Annotated in this window: 13 protein-coding genes and 2 pseudogenes; 6 read left to right on the top strand and 9 right to left on the bottom strand. The window is 64.4% G+C overall.

The window, feature by feature from the left end; translation table 11 throughout:
* Nucleotides 1-2 precede the first annotated feature (2 nt).
* The 4 genes and pseudogenes from CBM2586_RS00100 to CBM2586_RS00110 form a co-directional block, all read right to left on the bottom strand.
* On the bottom strand, nucleotides 3-836 hold the full coding sequence (locus CBM2586_RS00100; protein WP_115688580.1) for a YdcF family protein: 834 nt from the start codon (nucleotides 834-836) through the stop codon (nucleotides 3-5).
* Between the two features lie 147 nt (nucleotides 837-983).
* Nucleotides 984-1199, bottom strand: a complete 216-nt coding sequence (locus CBM2586_RS32615; RefSeq protein ID WP_240988538.1) for a phospholipase effector Tle1 domain-containing protein — start codon at nucleotides 1197-1199, stop codon at nucleotides 984-986.
* 75 nt (nucleotides 1200-1274) lie between these two features.
* On the bottom strand, nucleotides 1275-1442 hold the full coding sequence (locus CBM2586_RS32620) for a hypothetical protein (protein WP_373424184.1): 168 nt from the start codon (nucleotides 1440-1442) through the stop codon (nucleotides 1275-1277).
* 378 nt (nucleotides 1443-1820) lie between these two features.
* Nucleotides 1821-3733 (bottom strand): annotated as a pseudogene (locus tag CBM2586_RS00110) (DUF2345 domain-containing protein); the annotation flags it as partial.
* 282 nt (nucleotides 3734-4015) lie between these two features.
* On the opposite strand from CBM2586_RS00110, the gene CBM2586_RS00115 reads away from it, so the two are divergent.
* The 6 genes and pseudogenes from CBM2586_RS00115 (at nucleotide 4016) to CBM2586_RS00140 (ending at nucleotide 7705) form a co-directional block, all read left to right on the top strand.
* On the top strand, nucleotides 4016-4576 hold the full coding sequence (locus tag CBM2586_RS00115; RefSeq protein WP_115686565.1) for a PAAR domain-containing protein: 561 nt from the start codon (nucleotides 4016-4018) through the stop codon (nucleotides 4574-4576).
* Complete coding sequence (locus tag CBM2586_RS00120; RefSeq protein ID WP_115686566.1) at nucleotides 4573-5193, top strand: hypothetical protein; 621 nt, start codon at nucleotides 4573-4575, stop codon at nucleotides 5191-5193. Before CBM2586_RS00115 ends, CBM2586_RS00120 begins: the two co-directional genes overlap by 4 nt.
* Nucleotides 5190-5738 (top strand): hypothetical protein, encoded by a 549-nt coding sequence (locus tag CBM2586_RS00125; RefSeq protein ID WP_115686567.1) that lies wholly within the window; start codon nucleotides 5190-5192, stop codon nucleotides 5736-5738. Before CBM2586_RS00120 ends, CBM2586_RS00125 begins: the two co-directional genes overlap by 4 nt.
* A 104-nt stretch (nucleotides 5739-5842) precedes the next feature.
* Nucleotides 5843-6148: pseudogene (locus CBM2586_RS00130) on the top strand (transposase); the annotation flags it as partial.
* Between the two features lie 77 nt (nucleotides 6149-6225).
* A complete protein-coding gene (locus CBM2586_RS00135; RefSeq protein WP_115686568.1) occupies nucleotides 6226-6843 on the top strand; it encodes a hypothetical protein in 618 nt (205 codons plus the stop codon).
* Nucleotides 6844-7246: 403 nt separating this feature from the next.
* A complete protein-coding gene (locus CBM2586_RS00140) occupies nucleotides 7247-7705 on the top strand; it encodes a DUF2846 domain-containing protein (protein ID WP_115663410.1) in 459 nt (152 codons plus the stop codon).
* Between the two features lie 91 nt (nucleotides 7706-7796).
* Here the strand turns inward: CBM2586_RS00140 and CBM2586_RS00145 are convergent, their stop codons facing one another.
* The 5 genes from CBM2586_RS00145 to hutG form a co-directional block, all read right to left on the bottom strand.
* Nucleotides 7797-8195, bottom strand: a complete 399-nt coding sequence (locus tag CBM2586_RS00145) for a DUF350 domain-containing protein (RefSeq protein ID WP_115663409.1) — start codon at nucleotides 8193-8195, stop codon at nucleotides 7797-7799.
* 62 nt (nucleotides 8196-8257) lie between these two features.
* A complete protein-coding gene (locus CBM2586_RS00150) occupies nucleotides 8258-8980 on the bottom strand; it encodes a hypothetical protein (RefSeq protein ID WP_115686569.1) in 723 nt (240 codons plus the stop codon).
* A gap of 2 nt (nucleotides 8981-8982) precedes the next feature.
* Nucleotides 8983-10158, bottom strand: a complete 1176-nt coding sequence (locus CBM2586_RS00155) for a glutathionylspermidine synthase family protein (protein ID WP_115686570.1) — start codon at nucleotides 10156-10158, stop codon at nucleotides 8983-8985.
* Nucleotides 10158-11552, bottom strand: a complete 1395-nt coding sequence (locus tag CBM2586_RS00160) for a saccharopine dehydrogenase NADP-binding domain-containing protein (RefSeq protein WP_115686571.1) — start codon at nucleotides 11550-11552, stop codon at nucleotides 10158-10160. Before CBM2586_RS00160 ends, CBM2586_RS00155 begins: the two co-directional genes overlap by 1 nt.
* 181 nt (nucleotides 11553-11733) lie before the next feature.
* Nucleotides 11734-12678 (bottom strand): formimidoylglutamase, encoded by a 945-nt coding sequence (hutG, locus tag CBM2586_RS00165; RefSeq protein ID WP_115686572.1) that lies wholly within the window; start codon nucleotides 12676-12678, stop codon nucleotides 11734-11736.

Raw genomic sequence — 12678 nt, forward strand, 5'->3', positions numbered from 1 at the left:
CCTCAATATTCCCGCAGGACCCAACTGCTGATCGCCGCAAAGTACTCGCGCAACCAGGCATTGAAGCGAAGGTACAAGGGCGTTCCGGCTCCCACGCCGAATGTCTGGCTGAACCCGGCCTTCCCCGCAATTCCCACGGCTCGCCGCACGTGGAAATCGCTGGTCACCACCACAATTGCCTTACCCGCATCAACGCCCTGCCCCTCCAGCAGGCGGCGGCTGAACACCAGGTTCTCCTCGGTACTCGTACTTCGCCCTTCGCGAATCACCCTGTCCGCCGCTACCCCACGCGCTACAAGGTAGTCGGCCATGATGTCCGCCTCGACACACCGCAGCCCGAAGTCCTGTCCGCCGCTCACAACCACCTTGGCCTCCGGCCATCGCTGCGCCTGCATCAACCCCTGATCCAGCCGCGCAATCAACGTCGGCGACGCCTCGCAGTTAGGCGTGCCTGACCCGAGAATGACGATCGCCTTCACCGATGTCCCAGCCGGCACGGAGACGCCCATGCCGCTGCGGATGCCATAAAAGAACATCGCGACAGTGGCCAGCCATGCGGCAAACGCAATCCATCCCGCGCGCCAAAGCAGCTGTCGCCGGGGATCGGCCTTCCGCCATCGTGCCACGCCATCCCAACACAGGGCGAGCAACAGGAAGGCGATACCAATAGACCCGGGCAACACAATGCCGAAGTTGAATAACCCCATGCGCATCAGTGCGACGGCGTCGCCAAGCAGGATGGCGCCAACCAGCGCCAGGGCAAGGCGGATCCAGCGTGCGCTTCGTTTCGCTGCGAGGTTCTTCAGATAATTGATTGGCAGATTATCGAACGGCATATTCATGCATCCGGGGTTGCCATAGTACGAATTTATGCCCTCCAACAAAACAGATATTGGGCGGTATTGACGATGCGCAACAGACTACGGACCCAGACCACTACGTCATGCGGCCGACGTCATGAACAAATGGAGGAGGACACCGTGCTACCAGATTATATTTCCCATATCCAGCGGAAATGAGCCACGCACTTCGTGGCTGGATACCAGATGCACGCAGCGCTTGACCAGGTCCGGCCCGGGAATGCGCAGCCAGCGCTTTTGCGCCCAGGCGCCATGACCGGAGACCATCGTTTCCATCATGCTCTGCGCGATGCCGGCGGAGGCCACGGTATCGAACAGTCCCAGGAAATCGATCTGCACCGGGATGCCGCACAGGCTGAGCTTCTCGCCGTTGGCATCACAGGCATCGCGCAGCCAATTGCAGAATCCACGCGCTTATGTGGCACCGCGCGAGAAGCCAAATACGTGCAGGCGGATGCGTTTGATGATCGGCCTTCGGCCTTTAGGCAGGTCGCCCAGTGCTTTGGCGAGCACTGCCTTGCGCTCGTTCAGCACACGGCGGCGGCCCTTCGTATTGACCTCGCGCCAGTTGGTGCGCGCCACGGCCATCAACGAAGAGAGCGGGCCAACGCCTGCGCGCAGGTTGCGGTCGAGCTCCCCTTGGCGCGGTATTTGCCGTTTCGCTCGCGTTCGATGGCCGTGCTGCCGCCTAGGTATGGAATCTGGATCTCCGGGGCGTTGAGGTCAGCACTCATCTGGCGGACGCAGTCGCGGTCTGCTGTTCGCTGGGCGAGATTTTGACCATGGAAGTGAGCGTGCAAGTGGTTGTGCATTTGTAGGAGGGCCCAGTTAATCCGAGCCTCCCCACCCCACCCGGCGGCCGCACCTGCGACTGCCTGAATGCCTATGCCCAAATCGCCGATTTCCTTATAGAACGGCGTACCGACACCCGCGGCGCAGCTTCGAAAGCGATATCCGGCCCTACACGCTGGCGACAGGAGAGCCAGCGGCAGCTGCTTTCAGCAGGCATTCAAGGCACGCCTTCTGCGGAAATACCGGCAACGGATAGGGCGTATCCACCGGCCCCTCGAACTTGCGCTGCGCGGCCTTGTAGGTGATCGGCCCCGGGCATTCGACGTTGATGTTGTCGCCCTCCAGAGTGATTGAGGCACCGCCAGCCGTGGCCAGGCGAATACGTTTCGCCGACGCAAAATCGACGTTCATGTTGGCGGAAACGATGACCAGGTCTTCGCGGGCCGCAAGCTTCAGCACGTCGTGCTGGGCCTGGAGATCGATGTCTTCCTGCCCGGCGGTCACTTGTAGCCCGAGGTTGCCTTCGCCGGCGGCGGACAGCCCGGCCGCGATGCCGGTCGCCTGACCTGCATGCACGCGCGCCTGGCCTGCCACGGCGATGCTGTGGTCCTGCCCGCTGAGCAGCGCCACGCTCTCGCCGTTGGCCAGCTGCAGGTCCTGGCCCGCCACTACGGCAATCCCCGCGCGGCCGCTCAGGTGGACCATGGGTCCGGCCTGGTATGGGACCTTGCCGGCTGTGGTGGCGGTGTTGCCAGCGGCGGCATCCGCAAGCGCGGCATGGAAGTCCTGGCCGTCGACCATGCCGGCGGCTGCCTTGACCTGTTTGGGCAGCGCTGCTTGGTCGTCGTCGGCGACGCTCGGCGGTGGAACCTGGTGCACGGCCGCGGCCTCGCCCAGCGTGCGGGTGAGATCGCTGGCCTGCCGCAGCAGCGCGACGCCGGCAGCGTTGTCTCCGGTGGGTAGTGCAGGGCCGGTGACGGCATCGCGGTAGGTGGTCAGCAGCAGTCCGGCACGAGCGCGCACGGCCGCGTAGCCATCGGGACGCAGTTCGAACCCCTGGCCGCGGAAGCTGCCGCGGCGGTTGTCCTGCTGGTGCACCAGGTGGCCGAGATTGAGCTGGGTCGCGGCTTGCGTGGTGGCAAGCTGCGCGCGCAACTGGTTGTCGCTGTCGTCCAGCACCAGCTGGTTGTGGCCTGTGCCACCGTGCTCCTGGCTTTTGAAGCCGGTCAGCGCCGCCGCGTTGCGGTGTCCTTGCGCGTCCGGGCTCATGCCGTGCCATGGCGGACTGTTGCCCGCCGCCAGGTTGGCGTGTGCGCTGGCGCGGTTGTCGCTGCCTTGCGCATACAGGCCGTGGGCATCATAGGGTTGCGGGAACGTCGTTGCGGCGATTGTCCGGCCGCCTGGCGTCGGCGCGATGCCGGCCTCGCCATGTCCGTGGTACACCGCAGCCAGCACAAAGGGCTGGTCGATATCGTCGTCGGTGAACTTGACCAGCACCTCCTGGCCGATGCGCGGCAGCCACTGCCAGCCCTTGCCGGCGCCGGCCTGGCGCTGCGCCACGCGGATCCAGCGGCTGCTGCGGTCGTCGGCGCGCTCGCCGCGCTGCCAGTGGAACCGCACCCGGACATGACCTTTTGGGCTGACGTGATGCTCGGCGTTGCCGTCGGGCACGGTCTGGCCGTCGGGCCCGACGACGATGGCGCTGTGTACACCCAGTGGTACCGGACGGCTGTACAGGCGCGGGCAGTCCGCGCCGAGGGCGAGCGCGCGCCACGGCCGGCGCGCGTCGAAAGCGCGGAAAAGCGCGCCATATCCGTGTTCGCGGGCCGCCGCAAGCAGGTGCGGTGGCGCAGCGTTGCGGGCTGGCATGGGGGGCGCTCCAAGCGAGCCTTGGATCTCGGCCATCGATTCCGGCGCGCGGGGGCGTTGTCGAGGACCAGGGCAGCGTCCGGCGCTCCGAGGCGCTTCGATAGTTCGGCGCGGGTGTCGCGCCCCAGGTTGTTGAAGCCGCAGTGTTCAACGGCGTCGAGCAGCAGTGGGTAGCCGTCGGCAGCGCTTTCCAGCGGCGGCAAGTGGGGGCAGAGCCAACGATAACTCGCCCGTCGCGGCCGCAAGCACCTCTTTGCGTGTAACGGCGCGCTTCAGCCGACTGCCGCGATCCTTCGCAAAGCTGCGGGCACGTGCCTGACGCCGACATCCGGCATGGCTGGACAAAGTCGCCGCCGCCGCCTACCAAAGCTTGTTCCGCGATTTTCCCGCATGCTGGTCCCTCACGAAGAGGAACAACTTTAAGGTTAGCCCTATGGAGGCCCGAACCGAGGTTGGTTAAACCTCGGTATCAGATCGTTCAATCTGAAGCCACCATGCCTGACATTCGTTACGCACTTCGAAATGGGGATAAGACCAGTTCGAACGGGACACTTATCGCTACTGGCCAGAGCATGTTTCATCATGACGTAACGGTGGGTGTCGAAGGCGACTACGCAACCTGTCCCGCTTGCAAGGCAGGTGGGCCCGTCATGAACGATTGCCATCCTTCGTTCGACATACAGGGGAAGCAGATCCTGGTAAGTGGTGCCCGCGTCTATTGCAGGTGCGTTGCACGACCGGTGGTCATTCCTTCGCAATCCGACTTTAGTATCGAAGTGCAAACGGCCGGTCCTCACACATTGTCGCTATGCTCAAAAGGACTGGGCTATGGCGACGATGAAGTGGCCAGCGACATGCGGGTCATTGAGCAATACTACGAGCTTGTTGATGCCGATACAGACAAGCCGGAGTATGGCTACCGATATGACCTGTACATTAAGGATCAACCGGTTACGCGGAATGCCGAACTTCGCGAGACGTCTGCAGCCGTGCGCGGCGATGTCGAGGAGCACATCGTCCTATGGCTGGACAAGCCGACTGAAGGACGAGCATGACGGATTCCACCAAGCTCACTTCGGAAGAGCGCTTGCTGGCTGCCATCGCCTATGGCGAATCCTCAACGCTGGATCAATACGAAGAGATGGCGGCGCTGGCAAGCGTTATGGTTCGTCAGATGAAGGCACGCGGCTATTCATCTATTGATGCCTTCACATCGAAGGATAAGCACTTCTCCTTTGTACGAACAGACGGTAACGCACGCTACGCCAGGTTGATGAAGGCCGCTGAAAGCGACGTCGAACGGAGCGCGCCCATGTCAGATGCGGTGAGGGCAGCAAGGAATGCCCTTGCAGGAGGCGTGGACCATTCGAACGGGGCGTACTTTTGGGATGGGGCGGACATCAGGTCCAATTACAAGCATCATGCGAAGGTAAGGTCTGGCATCCACTTCACAGATCCGGCGCACAACATCTACGGAATCAGCGGGTCAGAGAGGACGAAGATTCTGTATAGAACCGTCCGAAAGAGGGTCAATGGAGAATTCAAGACGGTAAGGGAGGAGGTTGGGCGCTATTCTTGGGTCTATGAGTCTACGGCGGCTGTGGGAGGGACGATCTTTTGGCGATATGGCCAAGACTGGATGACCGTTACACGCGCGAAGGAGTACAAATGACGCGAACCGTTCTCGTAGCTTCGCTGCTTGCGCTTTCCGTTACCGCTCACGCCGAGCAACTGCCGGCGGCCATTATCGACAGTTGCCTGCTCTTCGACAGCCCGTCGGACGCATCGGTCTCAGTCACCCAGATTGAGGGAAATGCGGATCTTATAGACGACGTTACTGTACCCGGTTATCAGTTGTTCATCCCCGGTGGGGCAAACAACAAGCTCCCGGTTGGCTACGCTAGCAGCAAGCGCGGTAGCAACGACTTCATCTTCGTCGGAGCGCGCCGCGGGTATATCAGACGTGCGGTCGCTCTTGGAAAGCACCGACCCGCGAGAGTCGAGCAACCGATGCTGGCTGCCTACGCTGTGCTGAGCCAGCACGGGCGACGATACGTGTGCTTAATGGAAAGCAACCGAAGCGGAAGCGCCGCCTTTGTACGGTCAGCCTACGTGGGACGGATCCCGTCGTCGCAAGGTGCGAAGTTGAAGCTGTATTACAAGGTGGCTGATGTGAAGCCATCACAAGCCAAGTCAATCGGAAACACGGGTAAATGAAGTTCTGGCCTGGAATCCGCAATTCGGCGTTGCCGATGTCGTCTGGTGCTCGGGTCTGTCAGAAATTTTGTGTTTAGGCCATGACATGTCGCCAAGGAGCATGTATGCCACGCAGAACCAAGACGAGCCAGGCCGCCGACCGTGAGCTGCCGACCATCCCAGACCATTTCGTCAAGGGCCCGATGACTGCCGAGGCGGTTCAGGACGCTTCGATGGCGTTCGCCCTGATCGAACGCGCCCTGGGCGCTGAGCTCGGCCATCACCTGGGCTACGCGGCTGGCGCCGAGCGCCCGGCCGGCACGGACAACCAGCGCAATGGCAAGAACGCCAAGACCCTTCTGACCGCCGACGGCCCCCTGCGGGTAGACATCCCGCGCGACCGCGACGGCAGTTTCGATCCAATTCTGATCCGGATCGATTGGTCCGTTCTCCGCAACCAGCCCCAGCAATCGAAGGAACGAAAGTGAAAGGATGGACAATAGTTGCGATGATGGCCCTGGCCTGTTCGGGATGCCTTCATTCGCCGCCGAACTACCCAGGCGCCGGCGGTAACAATATTGATCCGGCCGACTACGCTAGCGTTGCTTGCCCCGACCTGAGTGGCCGATATGAGGGCAGAGGCGAACTCTTGGATGGGGACGCCACGGCTCAAGGATGGGCCAAGACTATGCGCATTGATTATGTCTTTCCATTTGCTAGTAGCGCAGAGGCGATGACATTTATGAGCGCAGAAAGATCGGATCGAAGCCGTACCTCGTATCCAAAATACGGAAAAGTGACGAGGATTGCAGAGCGGTCATTCCAGGTCAGCGTGATCTATGAGAATGGGAAACGCGCATCCCGCGCCCTCTTGTTTGAAGAAAAAGGCAGATTCGTATGCACTGGTTCCCATGGAAAGATCATATGGGGCGGAGCTAGCAAAGGTGGCAGATCAGAATTCGGACCGAATACCACGGATTCGATGGCAATGCTCTACCTAGATGACCAAGGAAATCTGGTTTCCGAAGATTCGATGCAGATTCACATGAGCCTGCAGCTTGGCGGAATTCCCACTGGCACGGCCAAGCACTTTTCAAAATATCGATTCAAACGGGTACCTGAGTGAAATCGCCATTCCCGCACCACATTCGGCGCTATGGACTTGCTGCTGGCTATTGCGTGGCGCTTTCCGCCTGCGCCCCCATGATTGCGACGGTCCCATCGACGATCGAGGTCACCCAACCAAACGTAGCCGCCCGACGCATCCAGATCCTGATCGCTACAACCGTCCACCTGGACACGGGCTATTCCCGCACGCTGCCCGAGAGGTCTGTCTGGTCGAGGATTGGTCGTGTTCCCTAGGGCGACATTTACCGGCCCATCGGCACCATTTTCACGATCGAGGGCCGTCAGGTCCACGAGGCCTACCTGGTCATCCGCGACAAGACCCTGGTGGGCTTCTATTTGCCCGGGGAGCAGAACTATTCCCCGCTTTCCACTGCTGTACCTTTGGACTTGGGAGAAATCGAATGAAACGGGTTACGCGCATGCTGATCGCCGGACTGGCGGTATCGTCGCTGCTGGCTGGATGTGCTTCGGGTGTGAAACACGCCGACATGGCAGCGTCGATACCGACGCTGAAGCCGAACGAGGGTCGGGTCTACTTCCTGCGCTCGGCGTCGATGTTCGGCGCCGCGATCCAGCCGGATCTGCGTCTTAATAATCAGGTAGTGGGCGAGTCCAAGTCCGGCGGCTTTTTCTTTGTGGACCGCCCTGCCGGCAAGTATGTAGCCTCCGCTGCGACCGAAACCGAGAAGACGCTGAGCTTCGTGCTGGATGCTGGCGAGACGAAGTACGTGCGCAGCTCACCGTCGATGGGGCTGATGGTGGGCCGCGTCGTGCTGGAATTGGAAACGCCGGAAAAAGCGCAGGCCGAACTTGCTTCGCTGAGCTACACCGGCGACGCGGTCAAGGCGCCGGCGAAGTAAGCGCCGTAACGGCCCTGCGGGGGTGTCCTGGTAAGACACCAGGCCGGGCTGTCGGCGCCACCCGTCGCGTTGCCGGTACCAGACTGCAGCCTCACGTCAAACAAGCCGCATTCACCACCCCCACCGCCAGCGAAATCACCCCCATCACCGCCCCCACTCCCCGGTTATCACTCGAAATCGCCTCGCTGACACCCCCCAGCGCCCGCGCCGCCACCAGGTAAGCCAGCACCTGCACCGCGAACGCCCCGAACGCCCACAGCAAGAACATCGCAAACGTCGCGTTATGCTGAATGCTCGACGACAGCGTCAGCGAGAACCCCAGCACCGCCCCGCCCAGCGACAGCGCCGCGGCGACGTTACCCTCGCGGATCAGCTGGAATTCCCGATGCGGCGTCACCCGCGCATAGACAAGCAGGAACAGCACCAGCAGGCCAAGGCCGGTGACGATGTAGATCAGGTAGGCAAGCGCCGGGTGCATGGTGTTGACCATTGGATGTGCTCGTTGTCAGGGTTCAGGGAGGTGACGAAGACAGGGCAAACGGCAGGCTGCAGTCAGCCGCCGCCGGAGCGACCGGAGCTGCCGAAGCGGCTGGTGAAGCCGCCGCGCGATACCACCGGTGCGCGCGACACGGCTGCGGAGCGCATGGTCAGGCCCATGGAGCGTCCGCCGCCGAGCGAACTGCGGCGTACCGTGGCTTCTTCCACCATGGCTGCGTGCGGGGTGGCGTTGGTGAAGGATTGCGTGGGCGTGCCGTTGCGGTCGTAGGCGTGCATGGGGCGCAGCGGGCCGGACGACATGTCGCGCTGGGTCTGGGTGCCGTTGGGGTGGTAGACGGTGCCGCTGGCGGTGTAGTACGGGCCGTACCAGCGCGCGTAGTACGCGCTGCTGCTGTGCGTGGGACCCACGCCGGCGGCTTCGCTGGCGGGGGTGTTGAGGCTCGAGCTGTAGATGGTGCTGGGGTCATCGAGCGGCACGCTCTCGCAGTCGTTGGGCGTGTTCCAGTCGGCCTCGCAGTCTTCCAGCGTGGCGTAGCTGGCGCGGCGCACGGTGACGCCGGGATCGTCGTCGGCGTCGTCGCTGCAGGAGCCGAGCACGGCCACGCCGGCGACCACGGCGCACGCGCCGACGATCCACAGCGCGGGCGAGCCGCCCTGCTTCTTGTGTTGGGCCTGCCAGGCGGCGATGCGCGGCGACGGGCCGTCGGAGCCGCCCCTGCCGGGCTGATACGGGCTGCCGTACTTGGAGCGCTTGGTGCCCTTCTTCTTGTTGGCCATGGCTACGCGTTGGTGAAGTAGTGGGGGACGAAGAAGCTGGTGTTCTTGGCGATGGGCCCGGATTCTTCGCGCACGCACAGGCCGCTGGGCACGTCGTCGACGATCCAGACGCCGAGCGTGGTGTAGCGGCCGTCAAAGCGCCGCGCCGGTTCGTAGGCCTGGTAGATGAAGCCTTCCTCGCCATACTCGCCGGGGTTGTGAACGCGGTCGCCTTCCGGGGTGACCAGCGTCACGCTTTCGCCTTCGCGCGACAGGAAGGGTTTCTTCGCGTGTGGCTTGCCGGCGAAGTGGCCTGGATCGAAGCTGGCTTCGATCAGGTTCGGGTGTCCCGGGAACAGCTCCCACAGGATCGGCAGGATGGCCTTGTTGGACAGCAATGCCTTCCATGGCGGCTCGACCCAGCGCACGGGGCTGTGCGCGAGCTGGTCGCGGTAGTCGGAGGTGGCCATCCATTCCCACGGGTAGAGCTTGAACACGACTTCCATCGGCACGTTGTCGGCATCGTAGAAGTTGCCGCGGCCGTCGGTGCCGATCTCCTGCAGGTCGACCAGCTTGACCGGCCAGCCGGCCTGCAGCGCGGTGTCCATCAGGTACTCGGTGTTGCAGATGTCTTCCTGGCTGTCGAACATGCACGCCAGGTGCAGCAGGCTGGCGTTGCGGTAGTGGTTGCGCAGCCACTGCCAGCGCGCCACCAGTGCGTCGTGCAGGCTGTTGAACTGGTCGGCCTGCGGTTGCACGGCGTCTTTCCAGTACCACTGCGCCACCGCGGATTCGATCAGCGAGGTCGGGGTGTCGGCGTTGAACTCGTATAGCTTCGGCACGCCGTGCGGGTCCAGCGTCATGTCGAAGCGGCCGAACAGCGTGGGCTCGTCGCGGTCCCACGAGGTGCGGATCAGTTGCGCGAAGTCCTGGCCGATGGCCAGGCGCGCGAACAGGTCGTGGTCGATCACGTGCTGCACGGCTTCCAGGCAGCGCTGGTTCAGGTCGTACGCGGCGGCATAGAGCGTTTCCACCTCCTGCTTGCTGAACGAGTAGGCGGCGTCTTCGCGCCAGTAGAAGAAGGTGTGGTCATCGACTTCGCGCGGGACGTTGAACTCGTCCAGCGAATGGAAGTGGAAGCCTACCTTCTCGAGTTCGCGCGGCCAGTTGCGGCGCGGGATTTGCGGGATGCGTTGCATCAGCAGGCAAGGGGCAGGAGAGCGGCATCGGGCCGGACCTTGGCGCCGTCCAGCAGGAAGTCGGTGAAGGCGAGCGAGGTGGCGCCGGGCCGCGGCAGCCAGTCGGTGAATGCCACGCTGAGCGGCGCCCACCAGTGGGCGGCATCGGCCAGCACGGGGCCGAAGTCCAGCGCCTCGGATTCCACCACGCCGCGCGACGGATTGGCCAGCATCCACTGCATGCCGGCGGCCAGGCTCGATGCCACCTGCAGGCTGGTGGCGGTGTTGTACGGCGCCAGCGCGCGCGCGCGTTGCACCGACAGGCGCGAGCCATGCCAGACCGCGCCGTGCCGGCCGCTCATCAGCAGCACGCCGAGTTCATCTTCGCCGCACCGGATCTCGTCGCGCAGGATGCGTTCGCCGCGCACGCGCGGGGCGGCGCGGTCGTCGAGCCATTGCATCGAGGCCTGCGTGGCGGCGGTGGGGCGGTAGGCGTAGTAAACGGTGGGGCGATACAGCGGCTGGCCGGCGCGGGTGTCGGTCAGGTACTCGGCGATCGAGATCGATTCGTTGTGGGTGATCAGGTAGGCGTCGAAGGGGCCATGCACCGGCGACCACGAGCGCACGCGCGTGCGGTGGCCTGGCCGTTCCAGTGCGATCGCCGCGCCGCTGCCGTAGCCGTGGCGATAGCCGTCGGGCGGCAGCGCCGGCTCATGGCTGCCCCAGCCGAGTTCGGCATCCTGCAGGCATTCGGTGATAAAGCCTTCGGCGGACCACGTATTGGCGAACTCGCCGTCGCGCGGATAGCCGGGGGCCTGCTGGCTGTCGTATTCGGCCACCTGCACGACGCGTATATCCAGCGCGCGTGCCAGCGCGGCCCACCCGGCGCGGTCCCGGGGCTCCGGCGGATGCATTCCCGCCTTGCCGGCCAGTGCCATCAGCGCGGCCTTGACCAGCACCGAAACCAGTCCGGGATTGGCGCCATGCGCCACCAGCGCGGTCGGCTGGGTCTCGCGGCCGCGGGCGAAGGCCAGCATCTCGTGGCGCAGCGCGTAGTTGCTCAGGTGCGAGGCCTGCGCATCGGCTTCATAGTTCCACGGTTCGATGCCGGCATCGACATAGAACGCGCCATGCGCCTGCGCCAGCGCGATCAGGTCGCGGCTGCAGACGGACGGGGCCAGGTTCAGCAGGAAGGCGCCGGGACCCAACAGCGGCGCCAGCGTGGCTTCGAAATTGGCCGCGGTGATAGCGGCGTGGATGGCGTGCAGCCGGTGCCTGGTGATCAGCGCCTGGCGGGCGTGGTCCAGCACGCGGTCGACCACGGTGATCGCCGCCCGCGGCCAGGCTCGCTCCAGCAACGGCAGCACGGCCTGGCCGACGCAGCCAAAACCGACGATAACGATGTGTTCGATCACGCAGACCCTTCCGCCCGTAACGCGGCAAGGTGGCCCCCGCGCGCGGACGCGGCCGCGCCGGCGCAGGACCGCCCTCGCCTGGTTTTATCAATTCTGATCAGAATCGCTAAATCTAGCGAAGGGCAATACTATCGCCGCGCGCGGCGGCTGCCAACTGCCGCAAGGGTATGCGGCCTGACTGTCAGCGCAACAGGCGCCAGGCCAGCCGGGCCGCCACGCGCGCGCCCAGCTGGTCGCGATCGTACTGGGGGTTGTACTCGGCGAGGTCGGCGACGCGCAGCTTGCCGCTGCGGCGGACCAGCCGGGCCACTTCCTCAACCACCGGCAACGGCACGCCGTAGGCGGCGGGCGCCGACACGCCGGGCATCACCGCGCCCGGCAGCGCGTCGAGGTCGATGGTCAGGTACACATGGTCGGCGGCATCGATGCGGGCCGACAGCTCGGCCAGGCGCGCGGCGAGGTCGCGTTCCTGCATGTCGACGTCTTCGACATAGCAGACGCCCAGCGCCTCGGCGCGACTGAACAGCGCCGGCGTATTGCTGAGGCGGCTGACACCCAGGCAGACATAGTCGAACGGCTGGCCGCGTTCGGCACAGGCGTGGGCGATCTGGTCGAAGGGCGTGCCGGAACTGGCGGGCCGGCTGGTGCGCAGGTCGAAGTGGGCGTCGATATTGACGATCAGCACGCGCCCGCCATCATGCTGCGCATCGAGGTGCGCACGCAGGCCCTGCCACGTGCCCCATGCCACCTCATGGCCGCCGCCCAGCACCAGCGGAACGCCGCCGCGCGCCAGCACCGCGTGCACGGCCCCTGCCAGCGCCTGCTGCGCCGATTCGAGCTCGCCGTCGTCGCAGTCGACATTGCCGGCGTCATACAGCACCGGCAGGCCGTGCGCCGGCACGTTGGCCAGCGCCTGGCGGATGGCGTCGGGGCCCTGGGCCGCGCCGGGGCGGCCCTGGTTGCGCAGCACGCCGGCATCGCAGCGGAAGCCGAGCAACACCGGCGCGTGGTCCAGCGGTGCGGTTTCCGCGCTATCCAGCGCCTGCACGATGCGGAACAGCCGCGTGGTGTCGCCTTGCTCGCCGTGGTCGACACGGCCTTGCCAGGGGTTCTGTGCCACTGCCAT

The sequence above is a fragment of the Cupriavidus taiwanensis genome (assembly GCF_900250115.1).
Lineage (GTDB): Bacteria > Pseudomonadota > Gammaproteobacteria > Burkholderiales > Burkholderiaceae > Cupriavidus > Cupriavidus taiwanensis_B.